Below are 19635 nucleotides of genomic sequence, written 5' to 3' on the forward strand. Positions count from 1 at the left end.
GCGGCTGAAGGCGGGCGAACTGGACCTGCTCTACGCTGCGCCGGAACGCGCGTCCCAGTCCCATTTCCGGGAGTTGCTCGAGCAGACCGATATTGCGCTCTTTGCCATTGATGAAGCCCATTGCGTGTCCGAATGGGGTCATGATTTCCGGCCCAATTACCGCCTGCTCCGCCCGCTGCTCGACCATTTCGCTGCCGTGCCGAGGCTGGCGCTGACCGCCACCGCCGATGCCCATACCCGCGACGATATTTTGCTGCAGCTGGGGATCGAAGCAGATGGCCTGATCCTCGCCGGCTTTGACCGTCCCAATATCCGCTACAGCATCAGCCCCCGCGTGGGCCTGACGCGACAGATCGGCGATCTCGTCGATCGAACCGCGGGACCGGGCATAATCTATGCCCAGACACGGGCTGCGACGGAGAAAATGGCCAGCCAGATCGCCAGCACCGGCCGCAGCGCCCGCGCCTATCACGCCGGCCTGCCGCCGGAAATTCGCCAGCAGAACCAGCATGATTTCGTGGCATCCGAGGATATGGTGATGGTCGCTACCATCGCCTTCGGCATGGGCATCGACAAGCCGGACGTGCGCTTTGTCGCCCATGCCGGGCTACCGAAGTCGATCGAAGCTTATTATCAGGAAACCGGCCGCGCCGGCCGCGATGGCGACCCGGCCGAGGCGCATATGTTCTGGGGCGCGGAAGATTTCGCCAAGGCGCGGCAACGGCTGAGCGAGGTCGACCAGAGCCGGCTCGACAGCGAACGGACCAGGCTAGCCGCATTGGGCGGTCTGGTCGAAACCGCAGGGTGCCGCCGCGCGGTGCTGCTCCGGCATTTCGGAGAAAATCCGCCAGATTCATGCGGCAATTGCGACAATTGCCTGAACGCTCCGATTACCCGCAATGTCACCGAACTGGCGCGCAAATTTCTGTCCGCCGTCTATCGCACCGGGCAAAGTTTCGGCGTCACCCATCTCGAAGCGGTGCTGACCGGACGGCAGGAGGAAAAAATCCTGTCGCGAGGACATGACAAGCTTTCAGTCTTCGACATTGTCGGGGAGGAGGAAGCGCCGCTGATCAAACAGGTATCCCGGTCGCTGTTGCTTCGCGATGCCCTGCGCAATACCGATCATGGCGGCCTGATGTTCGGTCCCGAAGCGCGCAAGATCCTCAAGGGCGAACAGGAAATCGCCATCGTCGAACCGCCGAAGCGGGCCTCACGCAAACGGCGGGGCGGCAATGCGTCCCCCAATCCCTTTGGCGATCCCCTGTTCGAGGCGTTGCGCGCGAAACGCATGGAACTGGCCAAGGCGCTGGGCGTCCCGCCTTATGTAATCTTCCACGACAGCGTGCTCCGTGATATGACCGGCCTGAAACCCACCAGCCTCTCGGCGCTTGGCGAACTTCCCGGCGTCGGCGCGGCGAAGCTGGAGAAACATGGGGAGGCCTTTCTGGCGGTGATCCGCGAAGTGACCGAAGCAGAGCATATATGAACTATTCATTCATCCTATTGCCCATTGCGTTGATCGGCTGCAGTGCTGCGACCGCCAGCGATACAGACATTCCGACAGAGGAGATCCAGAGCATGTTCCGGAAAATCAACGACACGATCAGCGTTTCCCCCCAGATAGACCTGGAGGATATCGCCGCGGCGAAAGCGGATGGCGTCACATTGATCGTCAACAACCGCCCTGACGGGGAAGACCCGTCGGCACCGCAGAGCGCAGATATCGAAGCGGCAGCGCGCGCGGCTGGCCTGAAATATATCGCGATTCCGATAACCCACAGCGGCTTTTCCGGGCCGCAGGTCGATGCGATGATCGCGGCGCTCGCGGATGATGACAAGATTCTTGCCTATTGCCGCTCCGGCACGCGTTCGACCCTGCTCTGGTCGCTGGCGCAGGCGAAACAGGGCGTCGCACCGGACGAGATTGCCCGGCTGGCCGGCAATGCCGGCTATGACATCACGCCGGTCCGGGCGATGGTGGATGCGCTCGCTGCGGGGAACTGATCAGCCTATCTAGACAGCCACTAACATTCGTGTAAGTAGAGTCGGTCATGGAAAGTCTGCCATCCCCGACCGACTGGGCGGTCCCGTTGTTCATCATCACCGTGGCCATGGAATGGCTGTGGAGCCGCAAGAACAAGAAGATACGCTATGAGACCAGAGACGCGCTGACATCGCTGGCGCTGGGAACCGGCAGCGTGGTCGCGGGCATCCTGACCGGCGGAGCCGTATTGGCGCTCAGCCTGTGGATCTATGAATATCGGCTGTTCGATTTCGAGATCAGCTGGGCCAACGCGCTGTGGCTGGTGCCGCTGGCCTTCATCCTCGATGATCTGGCCTATTACTGGTTTCACCGCACCGCGCACCGGGTCCGATGGTTCTGGGCCGCGCATGTCATCCATCATAGCAGCCAGCATTATAATCTGACGACCGCGCTCAGGCAGACCTGGACCGGCTTTTTTGCCCTCGGCTTCCTGTTCCGCATGCCGCTGTTTTTCATCGGCTTTCCGCCAGCGCTGATCTTCTTCCTCGCCGGTCTCAATCTGGTCTATCAATATTGGATCCATACCGAGGCGATCGACCGGATGCCCAGATGGTTCGAGGCGGTGATGAACACGCCGTCGCACCACCGCGTCCACCATGCCACCAACCCGCGCTATCTCGACCGCAATTATGCCGGGGTCTTCATCGTCTGGGACAGGTGGTTCGGAACCTATGAACCGGAAACGGATGAAGAGGATATCCGCTATGGCATCATCAAGAATCTGGAGAGTTACAACCTGCTCTGGGCTGCCTTTCACGAGTGGGTGGGCATTGCCAGGGATCTGTGGAGCGCGCCGTGGCGGCACAAGTGGAACTATCTCGTCAGGCCGCCCGGGTGGAGCCACGACGGCAGCCGCGAGAGCAGCGAGACGATCAAGCAACGCTGGAAGGAAGGCCTTTGACTGCGGACGAGCGCCGGATTTCCGTGACGTGCATTTCCCCAAAAACAAGGACAGCGAGATAGAGGGCCGGGCAAGGTCGATTTTGTTGCACGGGCACGGTTGGAGAAATCCGGCATGGCTAACCCAAAAATAATGCGCGAAGCGCGAATATGGAGAGAGATATAATATGGCAGAATTTGATATCATCGTCATCGGCGGTGGCTCGGCTGGCAGTGCGGTCGCGGGACGGCTGAGCGAGGACGGCAAGCGCACGGTCTGCCTGATCGAGGCGGGCGGTCGCAATAATAATTTTCTGGTCAAGACACCGGGCATGATGCCGTTCCTGCTGAAAAACGCCAACTGGAAATTCGATACGGTGCCGCAAAAGGGTCTCAATGGCCGCACCGGCTATCAGCCGCGCGGACGCGGGCTCGGCGGATCGAGCGCGATCAACGCGATGGTCTATATTCGCGGCAACAGATGGGATTATGATAATTGGGCGGCGATGGGCTGCGCCGGCTGGTCCTATGATGACGTCCTGCCCTATTTCAAGAAATCGGAAGGCAATGAGCGCGGCGGCGATGCCTATCATGGCGGCGACGGACCGCTATCCGTCTCCGACCAGAAATGGCCCAATCCCGGAAGCCTGGCCTTCGTCGAAGCGGCGCGCAATCTGCAGCTGCCGATCCTCGACGATTTCAATGGCGAGAAGCAGGAAGGCATGGGCATCTATCAGGTGACCCAGAAGGGCGGCGAACGCTGGTCAGCGGCGCGCGCCTATGTCGAGCCGGCCCGTGGTCGTGCCAATCTGACGATCAGGACCAAATCCCTGGTCGAGAAACTGATCATCAAGGACGGCCGGGTCACCGGTGTGCAGATCAAGCGCGGGCTTGGCCGCGAAACCATTTCGGTGCGCGGTGCCGTGGTGCTGTCGGCCGGTGCATTCGGAACACCGCATATCCTGCAGCTGTCGGGCATCGGACCGGCAGCGCATCTCAAGGACAAGGGTGTCGATGTGATTCTCGACAAGGCGCAAGTCGGCGAAAATCTGAAGGACCATATCGATTTTGTCTCCGGCTATCAGACCCAGTCAAATGAGCTGATCGGCGATTCGCTTGCCGGTACATGGCGGATGGCGAAGGCTATCCTTCAACACCGGATCAAGCGGACCGGAATCATGACCACACCTTATGCCGAAGCAGGCGGATTCTGGAGCAGTGGTCCGGAGGTTCCGGCGCCGGACATCCAATATCATTTCGTGCCGGCGATGCTGGAAGATCACGGCCGCGAGGCGGTCAAGGGTCATGGCTTCAGCTGCCACGCCTGCGTATTGCGGCCGCATAGCAAAGGCAGTGTCCGTCTGCACAGCGACGATCCGGTGGCGCCGCCTGCCATCGACCCGAATTTCCTCGATGACGAGCGGGATATCGCCACCCTGCGCAAGGGGGTCCGTCACATGAAGCGAATTCTGGAAACGCCGCCGCTGACCGAATTCTCGCCGACCGACCGGCATCCGATTGACATGGATGATGATGCTGCTCTGGACTCGCTGATCCGCGATCGCGCCGATACCGTCTATCACCCGGTCGGCACCTGCCGGATGGGTGCAGATGATGAGGCGGTGGTCGATCCGCGCCTGAAATTCCGCGGGCTGGACGGGCTCTATATTGCCGATGCGTCGATCATGCCGGAAATCATCAGCGGCAACACCAATGCCCCGAGCATCATGATTGGCGAGCGGGCGGCGGAATTCATCCGGGTGGATCTGGGCTAGGCGAGACCGGCCTCGCCCGGCCCGCCAGCGCTGGCCGACAAAAAAATGGCCGGGATGTTTTCACATCACCGGCCATGAGTTGTTTGTTCGCAGGAGGAACAAGGTGAGGCGCCGACCGGGATTTGGGAGGAGAAGGCCGGCGCCAAACTGGTTAACCTTTGGCAAACTCCGGATAGGCTTCGACGCCCACTTCGGAGATGTCCATTCCGAGCGTTTCCTGCTCTTCGGTAGGACGGACACCAATGGTGAATTTAATAGCATACCAGATGATCGAGCTGGTCAGCATCACGAACACGCCGACCGCAACAACACCGGTCAATTGTGCAAGGAACGGCACTTCGGTGTTGGAGAATGGAACGATCAGCGTACCCCAGATACCGGCGAGAAGATGAACCGGTATCGCACCAACGACATCATCAATCTTCAGCTTGTCAAGCAGTGGTACGGCGAAGACCACAATGGCACCACCGATTCCGCCGATCAGGAGAGCTTGGGACACGGACGGTGTCAGCGGCTCTGCCGTGATCGAAACAAGGCCGGCCAACGCGCCATTGAGCGCCAATGTCACGTCGATTTTCTTGTACAGGACCTGGGTCAGGATGATCGCGACCACGACCCCTGCCGCAGCGGCCATGTTGGTATTGACGAAGATTCTGGAAACGTCGCTGATATCAGAGATCGTACCCATCGCCAGCTGCGATGCGCCGTTGAAACCAAACCAGCCGAGCCACAGGATGAACGTACCCAAGGTCGCGAGCGGAATGCTCGAACCTGGCATCACGGTAATCTTGCCGCCGACATAGCGTCCGAGACGGGGCCCGACAATCAAGGCTCCGGCCAGTGCAGCCCAGCCACCCGTCGAGTGAACCAGCGTGGAACCGGCGAAATCACTGAAGCCCATCGCATCGAGCCAGCCCGCGCCCCATTCCCAGCTCACGACGACGGGATAGATGAATCCGGTCAGCACGAACACAAAAATGAAGAAGGGAATGACCTTCACGCGTTCCGCCACGGTGCCGGAGACAATCGATGCCGTTGTCGCACAAAAGACCATCTGGAAGAACCAGTCAGAGGCGACCGAATAGCCGGTTTCGACGTCTGCTTCGCCTACGCCTTGCATGGCATATGGGAAGTCGGCGATGCCGAAATAGCCGCCTTCAAATCCCGGATAGGCGATCGAGTAACCGATCACCCAGAACATGATGCCGGCGATCGAATAGAGGCCAATGTTTTTCAGACATTGCATCGACACGTTCTTGGAACGCACCAAGCCGGCTTCGAGCATCGCAAAACCTGCGGCCATCCACATGACAAGGAAGCCACCGATCAGGAACAGCAGAGTGTTTAAAATATAGGCGGTGTTGGCGCTAGGGTCGGCCACTTCAGCCACTTCCTGCGCTAGCGCGGGAGCAGCGGCCGCCATGACCGCAAGTCCCGCAGAAATCGTCAAAAATTTTCTCATTGTCATGCTTCCCCGATTATATTGCTGTGTCGCCGGTTTCACCGGTGCGGATGCGGACGGCATTCTCGAGCCCGAGAGTGAAAATCTTGCCGTCACCAATCGATTCCGTGCCCGCGGCGGTCTGGATCGCCTCGACCGCCTGGGCCGCGACTTCGCTGCTGCACGCCACCTCGATCTTCAGCTTCGGCACCATGTTCGTGGTATATTCCGCACCGCGATAGACTTCCGTCTGGCCCTTTTGCCGACCGAAACCTTTGACTTCGGTTACGGTCATGCCGGACACGCCGACGCCGGTCAGCGCTTCACGAACATCGTCAAGCTTGAACGGTTTGATTATGGCTATGATAAATTTCATTACGCCCCCTATTGTTATTGCCGGGGAAGGCCTCGCAAGCCCCGTGCCAGAATCGGAAGGCTTTGGATTCAATGGGTTTTCAGGAAATCCGGCGTCTTAACAAAGAGTAAATTTTGTGCATTGCAGCACGAATGCACAAAATTTAGGCATTAGTATACTTGACAAAGCAGGGAATGATTCGCATGACTGTTGCGCGTGACAGGCTGGTGTATAATTTTGGACTAGAAGGCGATTTTGTCGAGAAACATAGTTCTCGGGGGCATGTCGCCTCTTGCGACGAGTATGTCCTCAAAGCTCGTGTGAGAACGCCCGACTTCTTCGATCATAGAGCGGAGGAAGGGCACCAACGGTTTGCCGCAGAGGGATGGGCCGACATCGCCAAGCGTTATTTGGCCGGACGCCTCTATTTTCGAATCGGGGCGATTTGGCGTGATGGTTCCGCGCTCACCAAGGTCCGAAAACACTACGCCATCATTAAGGTCACCAGGCCCGGAAACAATGAGGCCGGTATGGGCATTTTCAATAGTGAAGTCGTCGAAGAGCGAAATGCCGCCGGTAGTTCCGATGGCGATCAATTCCATATGTTTGTCGATGTTCGACATGAGAAAGACGGACCGGAGAGTCTCGTTCCCTCCACTGTAAGGCTTTGTTCGAAGGATGGCTTTTCGCAAATTGCCATCGAAGTAGCAGAGAAAACCAACTCGGTTTCCATGTTTGTCGAAAGTTCCGCATTTGCTTCTGAAATCTTTCCAACTATCTCCGGTAGGGAAGTAAACCTTTTTGGGGTTAATCTTAGCGGCGCTCAATCTCGCGAAGGCGACGGCAGTCTGATCGAGGGCGGATCGAAGCTGGTAGATAAGTTCTCCGGCGAGAACGTGCATGATTTCTGGCGGACGCGCATCGAGAACGACTTTCGCGAGTTTGTGTCCGGTTTGCGGATCAGGATCGATAACGATCCTGCACAGGTTCGTATCGAAAAACTCCCGCTCGGTGCGTTCAAGTTCGATGAGATGGTGATTTGCTCGGTCTAATTTGATACGAGGACCTAGTAGAGGATCATTCATGGCAGATACCGATCAAAAAAAAGAAGATGAGGTTCTAAAGCGGATGCTGAAAACGCCGCCCAAGCCTCATAAGCCAAAAAAGGATGTCACCGATGACAAAGCCCAAAAAGGTCGGCCCGATCATCGGTGACGGCAATTCATCAAAGTTTGCGTTATGGGGCAAACCATATCTGATTGATGGCGGCGATAAGCGGCTTGTCTCCGGTGGAGACAATGCCGCCCTTGGCGTCGATGACCACAAGGCTGTCATTAGCGTCTATAAGCCGTTGAATAGCGGCGTAGGCCTCATTGGGACTGTAGATGGTATTCACGTAGAATAATGAATATTGGAACTGGTGCCACTGGCCGAGTTTTTTGATGGCGTCCCTGACCGCCTCATATTTTTGTCCCGGTTCGTTCAGGTCGTATGCGATGAAAAGATTATAAGCCATTTAGATAGTCCTGTTGTTACGGACAGGCCTTGCAAAACGGCTGAAAATGTGGCATACAGAATTGTCAAATCGGAAACACCACGTTTCCAAACGCTTTGGGTTTGGCGGCCTGTCTAGGGTTAAATGCCAAACTCGAATCGGGGGGTGTCTGTGTGATGCCCCCCGACTCATTTTCCATAGCACATACTTTCCAAAAAGTCGAGTCTGTGCTTGGTTTGTTCTTGGTGGGTGATTCAGCGATAATATCGCTTGCGCTTTTCCCCGATCCGGGGCGCTGTAAGCGTATATTTAGGCTGTCGCTCTAACAGGCCGCCGATAGGTCAGGCGCTTTCCACGAGCACCCAGAAGGGCTTCTGTGGAGCGTTCAAAGTCGGTTAACTTACGGGTGTTATAGCGGAAGTCGAACTCGACAGCATAGCGCTTCAGATGCGCTTCGCTGACATGGTGATAAACACCGATGATGCCGCGCTTGAAGATGGAAAAGAAGCCTTCAATCGTATTGGTGTGAAAGACACCAGCGCGGCCATATTCGCCAAGGCTGTGCTTGACTACGCCGTGACCGACATACTCTTTACCGACTGCTTTGTAGCCATTGTTATCGTCAGTCATCAGCCAGCTACCACGGTGGGCATTGGTAACGAGAACTTGGCGCAATAGAGGGCCAGTCACTTTGGCAACGTGAAAGCTACGAACCTTGCCGCCGCGTTCAACTAGGGAAACAACAGGTTGTTTGCCGCTGAAAGGGCTTTTCTTCTTTCCGTCACGCTTGCTTGCATGACGGTTTTTGAGTTTGCCGCCAATATAGGTCTCATCGGCTTCCACGGTCTTGCCGTAGCCGCCCATAGGGCCTTGGTCAGTGTCTTTCATGGCTTCACGGATGCGGTGCATCATGAACCACGCTGTTTTGTAGGTTACGCCGATCATACGGGCAATCTGGTGGGCGCTCATTCCTTTCTTGGACGAGCACAGCAGATGATTGACCAGCAACCATTTATTTAAAGGCACTTTTGAGCGTTCAAAGACAGTGCCGACAGTCACGGTATATTGCTGGCGACAGTCATTGCACTGGACAACGCCCTTACGGACAGATCCGCCGGGATGCGCCTTTGTAGGCTTACGCTTCTGCGGTGGCAGCCGTTTCGCATTGAATGAACCACAGTGAGGGCAGACAGGACCGTCTGACCAGTGAAGGGCCTCAAGATGCTCACGGGCAGCGTCTTCATTGCTGAAGCGAGGGGCGAAGATGTCGATTGCGTTTTCCATATGATTGTAATGCAGCAATGGGGCTGCTTTGTCAAGTATACAATTGCCAAAATTTAGGCAGCGCGCTCCGCCAATCGCTCCAAGATCTGCGGTATCACCTTTTCGGTTTCCCGCCGCCCGATGGCGATCAGTTCCTCGGCGCGGGTGAAATTCTGGATGTCGATATGGCCGACCGGCGGGGACATCGCGAAATCGGGCGGGTCGAGCGCCAGCGAATAGCGGCCGAGATTGCGCAGGGAGAGGCCGACCGAGGCTTTCACAATGGCCAGGCTGTTGGGTTCCTTGCCGCCGTCGTTGTTCGCGATGCCGGCCGCGATCGCGCGGTTGATGAAATCATCCTGCAGGTTGACCGACAGGCACAAGGCCTCGGGTGCGAGTTCGCGGGCCGGGGACACCGGAACCGGCAAGGCAGCACCGCCATCGACCAGCAGACGGCCTTCATGCTGGACCGGCTTGAAGATACCGGGCAGCGACATGGAGGCGCGGATCGCCGGGACCAGCTGGCCGGATTTCATCACGATCGTGTCGCCGGTGCGCAGGTCGGCGGCAACCGCCGCGACCGGGATCGGCAGATCGTCAAAGTTGAGATGGCCGAGTTCGGTGTGCAGCTCCCGTTCGATCGCGCGCGCGCCCATCATCGCACCGCGCTTGAAATGGGGATCCATGAAGCGCAGCATGTTGCGGAAATTGACGTTGCGGGCCATGTCTTCCAGATAATCGAGCTTGCCGGCGGCATAGCTCGCTCCGGCAATCGCGCCCATCGAGGTGCCGGCGATGGCAGCGATTTCCAGCGGTGAATCGTCGATCGCGCGGAGCACGCCGATATGGGTCCAGCCGAGACCGGCGCCGCCGCCCAGAGCGAGGGATATTTTTCCCACGCCGGTCATAGCGATACATCTTCCGCCAATATGGCTCTGGCTTCGGCCAGATCCTCGGCCAGCACCATCACCCGGGCGGGCAGCGCGATGCCGGCGCCTTCAACAATATTCACGCCGCTGTCGAAACAGACCGCACCGATCCCGGCCGCTTGCAGCCGCCCGCGGATGATCTCGGCTTCGACGCCGTGCATATGCCGGGACAGTTCCACCAAGCTCATGAGTGCTTATCCGCCAAAATAGCGATCCGTCGCACGCGTTCGCAGACCATCGATGCTTTTCACCCGGTCAGCGGTTTTCTTCATCCAGGCATCCGGATCGGCCTGGCGGTGATATTTGACCAGCGTCTCGCGGTCTGCTTTCATTTCCATCCGCGGCACACCCCAGCCGCAGCTGGTCTGCACATTGTCGACCGCAATATCGAAAATCTGGCGCGTGCCGGGCAAGATGTCGAAAGATGAAGCCAGCTCGTCCCAGTCGGCATCCTGGGGCAAGACCGGCTTGCCGGTGCCGTAGAGCCGCATGATCAGCGCCGGATTGGCGAAATTGTTGAACATGATGGTGACCCGGCCATCGGCGACCAGATGGGCGTGAGTCTCGTTGCCGGAGCCGCCGAGATCGAGATAGGCGACCCGCTTGGCGCCGAGCACGCGGAAGGCGTCATAGCCCTTGGGCGAGAGATTGATCCGGCCGTCCGATGCTGCGGTGGCGACAAAGAACATCGGCTGCCTGGCGATGAAGGCGACATGGTCATCGTTCAATGCATCAAAAAATTCCATATTTCACCCTCTCAGTAAAATGGTCCGCCAAACAGCAGCTTCCAGAGCACGACCAGCAACCAGTGGATCAATATCACCGGCCACAGGGACTGCGAAGCAATCCGGATATGGGTCAATACTATGGCCAGGATGAACGTGGCAAACAGAAATGACGGTTGCAGGAAAATGGCCGCCCAGGGCGGACCAAAGGCCAGCGCCTGCACCGGGTGCCAGAGCACGAACAGGAGAATCGAGAGCCAGTTGCCGAGACGCTGGGAAAAGCGAGCGAACCAGGACAGCAGAACACCGCGAAAGACCAGCTCTTCGGCCAGCGCGGGCACGAAAAACAGGATCAGGGCAGCGATAAGGGCGGAGGGGAGGTCGGTGACGGGATCAAGATAGAGCCAGCCACCGAGATATCCGGCCAGGGCGATGATTGCCATGGTCGGCAGCGCGAGGGCCGCGATGGCTTTCCAGCGACCGGCTGCTGGCCAGACTTTCAGGGCCCGCCAAGTCTGTTTTATCGGAACAACCATATGACTAACTAACCAATGATCCAGACATTTTTTGGGTATGACTGATCCTTCAAAAATATGGCAGTTTCGGTGACCTTTGTTATCTTCAATTGATTTCTATGCCAATTCGCTTTCGGTCATCGCTCCAGTAAACGAAAAGCGTATAGCCGACGATGCGATCACGAGAAACAACACCCAATCCCAAAGGACCTTCTACACGACTGTCAGCCGACAGGTCTCTGTTGTCTCCCAAGAAATAATATTGATCGTCACCAAGTTGAATTGGCCCCACATCATCCAAATAATTAGCACCACAATCTACCACAAGATGTGACGTTTTGGTTCCCGGCAGCGTTTCCTGCATGATTTCCACTGAATCGCTTCCGGCGACGTCACAGATATCTTCTGCAGGCAGAATGCTCGTTTCTTCATATTTGGCCACGGAGCCATTGATCAGGACCTTGCCTGCCTTTAACTCCAAATTATCTCCCGGTAATCCGATCAATCGTTTTACATATTCGGAACCCTCGTTTTTGACGATCAGAATATCGCCCCTGCGGAGTTCGCCAAAATCAGACATTTTGGCAAGAAATCGATCATTAATATCTAGAGTTGGCCGCATTGACTCCGCTGGCACATAGAAATTTCGATAGTGGGCACGCATATTCGACGCAGCAACCTCTTGGATTCCGAACCAAACCAAAACACCGGCGACGATGATATACCATCTACTCCACCACTGGCGCTCAGAAACATAATGTCGACTTCTCAAAAAAGTGATGATTGATGATCCTAGTTGGCAAATCAGCACAACAGCTAGACCGATGATCAAAACGATGGCCCATGATCCAATGGTCAACGTGGGGCCGAAAGCAAAATAACCGACCAGTAGAAACAAAAAAGTTAAATGGAGCGCAGCAAATTTTATCCCAAGTGCCAGGCTTCCTGCACGAATCAGGCCTAATCCTGGAACCAAGAGACTTAACAGAGACAGGCCAATACGCGCGAAAATGCCGCGAGATTTATCTGCGATCGCTTCAGGCTCGCTCAAGCCGTCCCGCCGACGGTCAGCTTGTCGACCAGCAGCGTCGGCTGGCCAACGCCGGCCGGGACGGATTGCCCGCCCTTGCCGCACATGCCGATGCCTTCATCGAGCGCCATGTCATTGCCGATCCCGGTCACCTTGGTCAGCACCGTCGGACCGTCGCCGATCAGGGTTGCGCCCTTGATCGGAGCGCCGAGCTTGCCATTTTCGATTCTGTAGGCCTCGGTGCAGGAAAAGACGAACTTGCCCGAAACGATGTCGACCTGGCCGCCGCCAAAGCTTTTGGCGTAGATTCCGTTCTTGACCCGGCTCATCAGTTCGGCCGGATCGTCCTGGCCGCCGCGCATGAAGGTGTTGGTCATCCGCGGCATCGGGGCATGGGCGTAGCTTTCGCGTCGCCCGTTGCCGGTTGCCGGCACGCCCATCAGCCGCGCGTTCAGCCGGTCCTGCATATAGCATTTCAATATTCCGTCCTCGATCAGGACATTTTCCTGAGTCGGCGTGCCTTCATCATCGATGCTCAGCGAGCCGCGCCGTTCGCGGATCGAACCGTCGTCAACGACGGTCACGCCGGGAGCCGCCACGCGCTGACCGATCTTGCCAGAAAAGGCACTGGTGCCCTTGCGGTTGAAATCGCCTTCCAGGCCATGGCCGATCGCCTCGTGCAAGATGATGCCGGGCCAGCCAGGGCCGAGCAGGACGGTCTGTTCGCCGGCCGGCGCATCCACGCTTTCCAGATTGACCAGCGCCTGCGCCAGGGCTTCATCAATCGCCCGGTTCCAGCGCACCTCTGCGAACAGATCGTCATAGAGATAGCGGCCGCCCATGCCGAAGCTGCCGCTTTCGCGGCGGCCATTTTGTTCGGCGACGATCGATACGTTCAGTCGCACCAGAGGCCGCACATCGGTCGCGACAAAACCATCGGGACGGACGACTTCGACAACGCTCCAGCTGCCGGAAAGCCCTACAGAAACCTGCGATACGCGGGGGTCGCGTGCCCGAGCGGCGGCATCGATCTGCTGGCAGAGAGCGACCTTTCTGGCGAAAGGAATCGCTTCGAGCGGATTGGCCTCGCCATAGAGATGCCGGTTGTTGCCACGCGGTGGCGGCGCTTTTTCGCCCATGGCCGGATCGAGTAGTTGCAGGGTCTGGGCGGCGCGGCGAATTGCCGCCTCGCTGATTTCATTGCTGTGGGAAAAGCCAGTCATCTCGCCCGACACACCGCGCAGGCCAAAACCGCTGTCGGTGCTGTAATCGGCGGTTTTCAGACGGCCATCGTCAAAGCCGAAACTCTCCACCGCGCTATATTGCAGATAGAGTTCGCCATCGTCGCAATCGGAGAGGCTGCTGGCGACCAGTGCTTTGGCGCGTTCCGGGTCGAGGCCATCGGGGCGATAGAGAAACGAGCGGGGATCAGGATTTTCAATCATCCTGTCCATATAGAAATATATCGGGGGCCTTGCACCCCCTATGTCGGATTATTCTTCCGTTTTTACAGGCGCAAGGTCAGCGGGACCACCGGCCAACACGAATCGCCGATCGCAATAGCCGCAGTCGACATAGCCTTTTTCGTCAATCTCGAGCCATATACGGGGATGGCCAAGGGCCGCGCCACCCGGGATATCGGTGGCACCATCGCAGGCATTGCGTTTTCGGGCAGTTCTGACAATTTCCGGGGCGTCGATCATACCAATGCGATTAGCAATGGATCAGGTGCCGCGCAATCCTGCAAATATCAGTAATAGTTCATCGTGATCGGAAAACTTGCTTCATAAACGCCGGCCTGCTGGTTGGCGCCCACGTCCAGAGTGGCACCGACCCGCAATATGATCACGTCGGTGGAAGAGATGCGGAAGAGGCCGGGAAAGAACAAGGGCGTGAGATTATCGGCCTGCAGAGTCAGCGACCGCATGGTCATATTGGCCCCGCCGCCCACACGGTTCAGGGCGTAACTATTCGATGAGGTGCTGATATAGACAAAGCGGTTACGGGTGCCATAGCCCCGAAACTCGGCGTTGCTGACCGTGCCTCCTGCCGCAACGACCGATCCGGTCACGGAGCGGGAGCCCGCCGTGCTGACAACCGCCGTCCCGCCAGCGCTGCCGGGGATCAGATTGCCAAAATTGAGATCCTCGACGGAGACAAGCGAAAGCGGACTGACCACGACGGCATCTGTCTCGCCCGTTCCGGATTGCGCAAAGACCGCCGGCGCGCTTGTCAGCAAGGCGAGCGCTAGCAACAGGCCGCCGATCAGGCGCGGGAAGAAAAGGTCTCTGGTCATCACGAAAATGTCCTAGATGGATTGTTGTAATTTAGCATTGACCCGCATGGTTAATTTCATGGTAACGCAATACGGCCGAATGAGAGATCATTGATAATCAATGCTAATATTAAAACTTCCCACATAGGCCCCACTGACCTGATTGGGATTGATGGTAAGCCTTCCCCCGAGTCTGTAGGTGACCGAGCCGCTGGCATCGAGCATCCGGTTGCGCGTCCCATTACCGCCGTCAAAGCGGAATTGATCGACCCGCATCTTTTCCGAACCATTGACGCGGGTTAGATCGATCTGGTTCTGGCTGACGGTTATCCGCACCGTTTCAAGCGGAGCGCCGAAAGCGGTGAAAGATGCAGCTGTCCGTGTTCCTCCCAAGGATACGGCATTGCCATTTAGCGGCAAAATGGCACCATTGTCCGCGTTCAGGCTGAACCGGCTTTGCGTCGTCCCGGCGATAAAATCCCCAAAATGCAGATCCGCATTCTTGATGATGGTGACGCCCCGGTTGATATTGGTTTGCGTTTGACCGCTGCCGGAGGCAGCTTGGGCGGTCTCGAGTGGAACAAGTATCGACACGCCGAGCGGCAGCAATGCCGCGAACGATAGCCCGAACCCCTTGGGTTGCTTCAAAATATTTCTGTATTTCAAGCGCAAAGCTATAGCGGCCAAGGGCATATATATTGTTGAGTATCGTGGTTAACCGGCGGTTTACCTTTGGCGCAACATCGCAGTAAATTCACCGGAATATCTAGAAATAATCGATCGATACGTCGAACGAACCGCGATAGGTGCCTGCCCGCTGGTTCGCGCCTATTCGCAATTGCCCGCCGATACTGAAGGTCTGTTCACCAGCCGCATTCAGACTTTTCAGGCGGCGGTCGAAGCGGAATCGGTCTATCCGCATCGTCTGCGGGCCGCTTGTTCGCCGGATCAACAGGCTTTGCATCCCGGCCGAAATCTGCACACGCATCAATGCGGTGCCGGTCACTTCAATCGAGGCCAGCGTTTGCGTCCCGCCCAGGGACAACGCATCCCCGTTTTGCTGGCTAAGCAGACCCGAACGCGGGTTGATGCGAAACACGCTGTCGGTGGTTCCGGTCGCGAAATCGCCAAACAGGAGATCGGCCCTTTTGGTCATCGTTACCGGCTGGCTTATCGTCACCCGGGCCTGGGCTGATTTTGACGCCGCCGCAACCGGACCGGCCGCGCATAGTGTAATGGGCAGCAGTACCGCCAAAAGCAAAGCCGTTCGTGAATGATCATGGTTTCTCTTGTTTTTCATATGAGCATAAGTAGCAGGAACATAAGAAATCTTTGCCTAGTTTGACGGTTAACCGGTCATTAGCTTCGATCCAGTCAAATGCAGCAAAGCCTTTGATTGTCCCGAACAAGATGTTTATGCGAAGCGCATGACAAATGCAGCCATCTCGATCCAGAATCTCTCGAAAACCTACGCCGACGGCAAACAGGCGCTCGACGATGTCAGTTTTGACGTTCCACGCGGCTCGATTTTCGGGCTTCTGGGCCCCAATGGCGCCGGCAAATCGACGCTGATCAATATCCTGTCCGGGATGGTCCGCAAGACCGGCGGTAGCGCCAGCATCTGGGGATTTGATATCGATGACAGTCCGCGCAACGCCAAAGCGTCGATCGGGATCGTGCCGCAGGAAATTATTTTCGATCCCTTCTTCACACCATTTGAGGCGCTGGAAGTGCAGGCCGGCCTTTATGGCGTTGGCAAAGCCAACCGTCGCACGATGGAACTGCTCCGTGCGGTCCATCTGGAAGATAAAGCCAATGCCTATGCACGGACATTGTCGGGCGGGATGAAACGCCGGCTGCTGGTCGCAAAGGCCATGGTCCATTCGCCGCCGATTCTGGTGCTGGATGAGCCAACCGCAGGCGTCGATATCGATCTCAGGCAGCAACTCTGGGAATATGTCGTCGAGTTGAACAAGGCGGGGGTGACCATTGTGCTGACGACCCATTATCTCGAAGAAGCGGAGAATCTGTGCGACCGGATCGCGATCATCAACCACGGCAAGTTGATCGCCAATCAGCCGACGCCGGAACTGGTCGACATGGCGCGCGAAAAACTGGTGGAACTGACGCTCGACCGCGACATCAGCGAGGCGCAGGATGCGGTTTCCTTCGCCAATGACCTGTTCGAAAAAGCCGAGATTATCGGGCCGCGCACCGTCGCCGTGACCTATAACAAGGACCGCACCAATGCCGGCGGTGTGATGGCAGCGATACAGGATCGCGGCTTTGCCATTGTCGACGTGACCACAAGAGAAGCGGATCTCGAGGATGTATTTCTCAACCTGACCCGCGCCAAAGCGGCGTGAATCACGAAGTTATCATTGTCGGTTCCGGTGCCGCCGGGCTGACCGCGGCGATCACGCTCGCCCGCACCCACAAGGTGCTGGTGCTGGCCAAGGGCGAGCTCACCGGCGGCTCCACCGCCTGGGCGCAGGGAGGGATTGCGGCCGTGCTCGATGCGGGCGACACGTTCGACAATCATATCAATGACACGATGGTCGCAGGTGCGGGCCTGAACCGCCGCGAAACCGTTGAATTTGTAGTAGAAAATGCGCCGGCATCGATTACGCGTCTGGCCGAAATGGGAGTCCCCTTCAACAAGGAAGCGGAAGTCCTCCATCTCACGCGCGAAGGCGGCCACAGTCACCGGCGGATCGTCCACGTCGATGATGCAACCGGCTGGGCGGTCCAGGAAGCATTGCAGAAGACCGCTGCTGCCCATCCGAATATCACGCTCAGGCCGCATATGGCGGCGATCGACCTGATCGTCGACCGCAATGCCGAAACGCCGACCGGCGCCAAAAATGTCTGGGGCGTCTATGCGCTCAACAATGCGACCGGCCATGTCGAGACGCTGACCGCGCGCGCGACGATCATGGCGAGCGGCGGTGCCGGACGAACCTATCTGTTCTCGACCGCGCCGCGCGGGGCGACCGGCGACGGTATCGCCATGGCCTGGCGGGCGGGCGCACGGGTGTCCAATATGGAAATGATGCAGTTCCACCCGACCTGCCTGTACAATCTTGACGTCAAGAATTTCCTGATCACCGAGGCGGTGCGCGGCGAAGGCGGGCATCTCAAACTGCCCGCAGATGCGGACGATGAGGCTGGCGATCGCTTCATGGATCGCTTTGATCCCGAACGCATGGAACTGGCGCCGCGCGATATTGTCGCGCGCGCCAATGACCATGAGATCAAGCGGCTCGGGCTCGACTATGTCCATCTCGACATCTCCCATCGCGATCCGGATTTTGTGAAGGGCCATTTCCCGAATATCTATGACAAGCTGATCGGCCTGGGCATCGACATGACAAAGGAGCCGATCCCGGTGGTGCCGGCCCAACATTATACCTGTGGCGGGATACTGATCGATCTGGCCGGTCGCACCGACCTGCCCGGCCTTTATGCCGCAGGCGAAGCCAGTGAAAGCGGGCTGCACGGCGCCAACCGGCTTGCCTCCAACAGCCTGCTCGAATGTTTCGTCTTTGGTGATGCGGCAGCCCGGGACATCGCCGAACATTGGGAAGAATTGCCAGAACCACCCGCCATCCGGCCGTGGGACGAGAGCCGGGTCACCGACAGCGACGAAGAAGTGGTGATCAAGCAGACCTGGACTGAAATCCGCCGCTTCATGTGGAATTATGTCGGCATTGTGCGCACCACCAAGCGCCTGGAGCGCGCCGCCCGCCGCATCGCGCTGCTCGGTCAGGAGATCGACGAGTATTACGGCGCCTTCCGAGTCACCACCGACCTGATCGAGCTGCGTAACCTGCACCAGGCCGCGGAGCTGATCGTGCAGTCGGCGCTGAAACGCCACGAAAGCCGCGGGTTGCACTATACGCTGGATTTTCCGCAAACCGATCCGGTGGCGGTGGATACGGTGCTGGTGCCTTGAGACTGCCAATAGAGCACGTCCCGATCGATCTCGGTTTGGAAACATCCGTTCAGCCAAACGGGAAGCTGAGGCTCGTCTACGAAACAGACTGGGACGACGACGACGAATCTGTTGAGGAGAAGCTGATAGCAGAATTCGGTATCAGCGATTGGCTGTTGTCAGCAATTCGGCTTGAGTTCGCTGGCCCCCTCATCATACGTGTCACTGACGAAACGTTTGTCAGCACGGCCACCGACTCTTTGCGCTGGACGGGTGATCTCACGACATTTGCCCGTGAAGTACGTGGCGATGATTTCGCGGCGATGCACAGTCTCTTTTTTGATCTGTGTCCTGAAGCTAAACACCTTCAGTTCGTCACATGCTGCGCTTGCTTAGACGTCATCGCCGTCACCCGGCCCCACGCAACGCTTATTAAAGCGAAAGCTCCCCGCACAGATTGAGTTGGCTAGTGCTGTCCGCTGAGCAGCAGCCCGCCTTGGACTCGCTCGCGTCGGCCACGCGCGCTACGCCGGTTCGAATTACGCCGCGTGCTGGCCGAAGCGGTCGGGCAGGAGGCGGCCGAAGCGGTCGCGCAGCCCCACGTCTTCCAGCCCGGCCTGGTCCACCGCAGCGAGGAAACGCACGGTGGCGGGGTTGATCTCGCGCTTGAAGGCGAGCCCGAGATGGCCCTGACGAGCCCAGATCACGCGCGCGGGCACCACCACCCCATCGACCAGTTCAATGTCGAGATCGTCGCCGGTGGAGGCCGAGAGGCCATCGTCGGCGATCATGCAGCCCAGGCGCGAAATGTTGCGGCAGATGTGCGAGCGCCGGTTGCCCTGTTTGCGCGAATGAACCAGTGTCTCGCTGGTCAGTCGTTCGGCCCTGCGCTCGTCCATGCTCATCGTACCGCCGCCCCGGATAAATCCGATCCCCGCGCGAGCCGCGACTTCGGCGGCCGTGCCCCCGCTG

The 19635-nt window shown here is 57.9% G+C and carries 25 protein-coding genes; 10 read left to right on the top strand and 15 right to left on the bottom strand.

All coding sequences use genetic code 11. The features are described 5' to 3' along the window. The 4 genes from ACEW8J_RS05625 to ACEW8J_RS05640 form a co-directional block, all read left to right on the top strand. A partial coding sequence (locus tag ACEW8J_RS05625) for a RecQ family ATP-dependent DNA helicase (protein ID WP_373490663.1) occupies positions 1-1489 on the top strand: 1489 nt, incomplete at its 5' end. Between the two features lie 92 nt (positions 1490-1581). Next, positions 1582-2007 (top strand): TIGR01244 family sulfur transferase, encoded by a 426-nt coding sequence (locus ACEW8J_RS05630; RefSeq protein WP_373490687.1) that lies wholly within the window; start codon positions 1582-1584, stop codon positions 2005-2007. Positions 2008-2054: 47 nt separating this feature from the next. Continuing rightward, positions 2055-2948 (top strand): sterol desaturase family protein, encoded by an 894-nt coding sequence (locus ACEW8J_RS05635; protein ID WP_373490664.1) that lies wholly within the window; start codon positions 2055-2057, stop codon positions 2946-2948. Positions 2949-3114: 166 nt separating this feature from the next. Beyond that, on the top strand, positions 3115-4701 hold the full coding sequence (locus ACEW8J_RS05640) for a GMC family oxidoreductase (protein ID WP_373490665.1): 1587 nt from the start codon (positions 3115-3117) through the stop codon (positions 4699-4701). Positions 4702-4852: 151 nt separating this feature from the next. Here the strand turns inward: ACEW8J_RS05640 and ACEW8J_RS05645 are convergent, their stop codons facing one another. Further along, entirely contained in the window at positions 4853-6163 is a 1311-nt protein-coding gene (locus ACEW8J_RS05645; RefSeq protein WP_373490666.1) for an ammonium transporter, read from the bottom strand. A gap of 16 nt (positions 6164-6179) precedes the next feature. After that, entirely contained in the window at positions 6180-6518 is a 339-nt protein-coding gene (locus ACEW8J_RS05650) for a P-II family nitrogen regulator (protein ID WP_373490667.1), read from the bottom strand. A 182-nt stretch (positions 6519-6700) separates the two neighbouring features. Between ACEW8J_RS05650 and ACEW8J_RS05655 the strand changes: the two genes are divergently transcribed. Both ACEW8J_RS05655 and ACEW8J_RS05660 read left to right on the top strand, forming a co-directional pair. Then, a complete protein-coding gene (locus ACEW8J_RS05655; RefSeq protein ID WP_373490668.1) occupies positions 6701-7549 on the top strand; it encodes a hypothetical protein in 849 nt (282 codons plus the stop codon). 31 nt (positions 7550-7580) lie between these two features. Beyond that, positions 7581-7712: a hypothetical protein gene (locus tag ACEW8J_RS05660; protein WP_373490669.1), complete on the top strand. Its 132-nt coding sequence runs from the start codon at positions 7581-7583 to the stop codon at positions 7710-7712. 22 nt (positions 7713-7734) lie between these two features. Here the strand turns inward: ACEW8J_RS05660 and ACEW8J_RS05665 are convergent, their stop codons facing one another. The 12 genes from ACEW8J_RS05665 to ACEW8J_RS05720 all read right to left on the bottom strand — a co-directional run bounded on the left by ACEW8J_RS05665 (position 7735) and on the right by ACEW8J_RS05720 (position 15885). Continuing rightward, positions 7735-8013, bottom strand: a complete 279-nt coding sequence (locus tag ACEW8J_RS05665) for a hypothetical protein (protein WP_373490670.1) — start codon at positions 8011-8013, stop codon at positions 7735-7737. Positions 8014-8301: 288 nt separating this feature from the next. Further along, on the bottom strand, positions 8302-9276 hold the full coding sequence (locus ACEW8J_RS05670; RefSeq protein WP_373490671.1) for an IS1595 family transposase: 975 nt from the start codon (positions 9274-9276) through the stop codon (positions 8302-8304). 53 nt (positions 9277-9329) lie between these two features. Further along, positions 9330-10163: a patatin-like phospholipase family protein gene (locus tag ACEW8J_RS05675; RefSeq protein WP_373490672.1), complete on the bottom strand. Its 834-nt coding sequence runs from the start codon at positions 10161-10163 to the stop codon at positions 9330-9332. Continuing rightward, entirely contained in the window at positions 10160-10372 is a 213-nt protein-coding gene (locus ACEW8J_RS05680; RefSeq protein WP_373490673.1) for a DUF2007 domain-containing protein, read from the bottom strand. The genes ACEW8J_RS05675 and ACEW8J_RS05680 overlap by 4 nt, the downstream gene beginning before the upstream one ends. A gap of 6 nt (positions 10373-10378) precedes the next feature. Next, the gene (locus tag ACEW8J_RS05685) at positions 10379-10930 is read right to left on the bottom strand and encodes a pyridoxamine 5'-phosphate oxidase family protein (RefSeq protein WP_373490674.1); all 552 of its coding nucleotides are present in this window, start codon (positions 10928-10930) and stop codon (positions 10379-10381) included. Positions 10931-10941: 11 nt separating this feature from the next. After that, entirely contained in the window at positions 10942-11445 is a 504-nt protein-coding gene (locus ACEW8J_RS05690) for a type II CAAX prenyl endopeptidase Rce1 family protein (protein WP_373490675.1), read from the bottom strand. A gap of 85 nt (positions 11446-11530) precedes the next feature. Continuing rightward, positions 11531-12475: a signal peptidase I gene (gene lepB, locus ACEW8J_RS05695; protein WP_373490676.1), complete on the bottom strand. Its 945-nt coding sequence runs from the start codon at positions 12473-12475 to the stop codon at positions 11531-11533. Beyond that, positions 12472-13899: a metalloprotease TldD gene (gene tldD, locus ACEW8J_RS05700; RefSeq protein ID WP_373490677.1), complete on the bottom strand. Its 1428-nt coding sequence runs from the start codon at positions 13897-13899 to the stop codon at positions 12472-12474. The genes lepB and tldD overlap by 4 nt, the downstream gene beginning before the upstream one ends. 48 nt (positions 13900-13947) lie before the next feature. Further along, entirely contained in the window at positions 13948-14157 is a 210-nt protein-coding gene (locus ACEW8J_RS05705) for a zinc-finger domain-containing protein (protein WP_373490678.1), read from the bottom strand. Between the two features lie 47 nt (positions 14158-14204). Next, positions 14205-14750, bottom strand: coding sequence for a DUF4402 domain-containing protein (locus ACEW8J_RS05710; RefSeq protein WP_373490679.1), 546 nt, complete (start codon positions 14748-14750; stop codon positions 14205-14207). Positions 14751-14837: 87 nt separating this feature from the next. Beyond that, positions 14838-15377, bottom strand: coding sequence for a DUF4402 domain-containing protein (locus ACEW8J_RS05715; protein WP_373490680.1), 540 nt, complete (start codon positions 15375-15377; stop codon positions 14838-14840). A 118-nt stretch (positions 15378-15495) separates the two neighbouring features. Next, positions 15496-15885, bottom strand: coding sequence for a DUF4402 domain-containing protein (locus ACEW8J_RS05720; RefSeq protein WP_373490681.1), 390 nt, complete (start codon positions 15883-15885; stop codon positions 15496-15498). On the opposite strand from ACEW8J_RS05720, the gene ACEW8J_RS05725 reads away from it, so the two are divergent. From ACEW8J_RS05725 to ACEW8J_RS05740, 4 genes are all read left to right on the top strand, one after another. Then, the gene (locus ACEW8J_RS05725) at positions 15878-16006 is read left to right on the top strand and encodes a hypothetical protein (protein ID WP_373490682.1); all 129 of its coding nucleotides are present in this window, start codon (positions 15878-15880) and stop codon (positions 16004-16006) included. The two genes, ACEW8J_RS05720 and ACEW8J_RS05725, sit on opposite strands and share 8 nt — an antisense overlap. Before the next feature lie 150 nt (positions 16007-16156). Then, positions 16157-17095 carry an ABC transporter ATP-binding protein gene (locus ACEW8J_RS05730; RefSeq protein ID WP_373490683.1) on the top strand — a complete coding sequence of 313 codons (939 nt, stop codon included), beginning with the start codon at positions 16157-16159 and terminating at the stop codon, positions 17093-17095. Further along, positions 17092-18684, top strand: a complete 1593-nt coding sequence (nadB, locus tag ACEW8J_RS05735; RefSeq protein ID WP_373490684.1) for an L-aspartate oxidase — start codon at positions 17092-17094, stop codon at positions 18682-18684. Before ACEW8J_RS05730 ends, nadB begins: the two co-directional genes overlap by 4 nt. Beyond that, entirely contained in the window at positions 18681-19124 is a 444-nt protein-coding gene (locus ACEW8J_RS05740; protein ID WP_373490685.1) for a hypothetical protein, read from the top strand. The genes nadB and ACEW8J_RS05740 overlap by 4 nt, the downstream gene beginning before the upstream one ends. A 78-nt stretch (positions 19125-19202) precedes the next feature. Here ACEW8J_RS05740 and ACEW8J_RS05745 read toward each other — a convergent pair. Next, positions 19203-19635: PilZ domain-containing protein (locus ACEW8J_RS05745; RefSeq protein WP_373490686.1), on the bottom strand; the 433-nt coding region annotated here is incomplete at its 5' end.

The organism is Parasphingorhabdus sp., assembly GCF_041748495.1.
Taxonomy (GTDB): Bacteria; Pseudomonadota; Alphaproteobacteria; order Sphingomonadales; family Sphingomonadaceae; genus Parasphingorhabdus.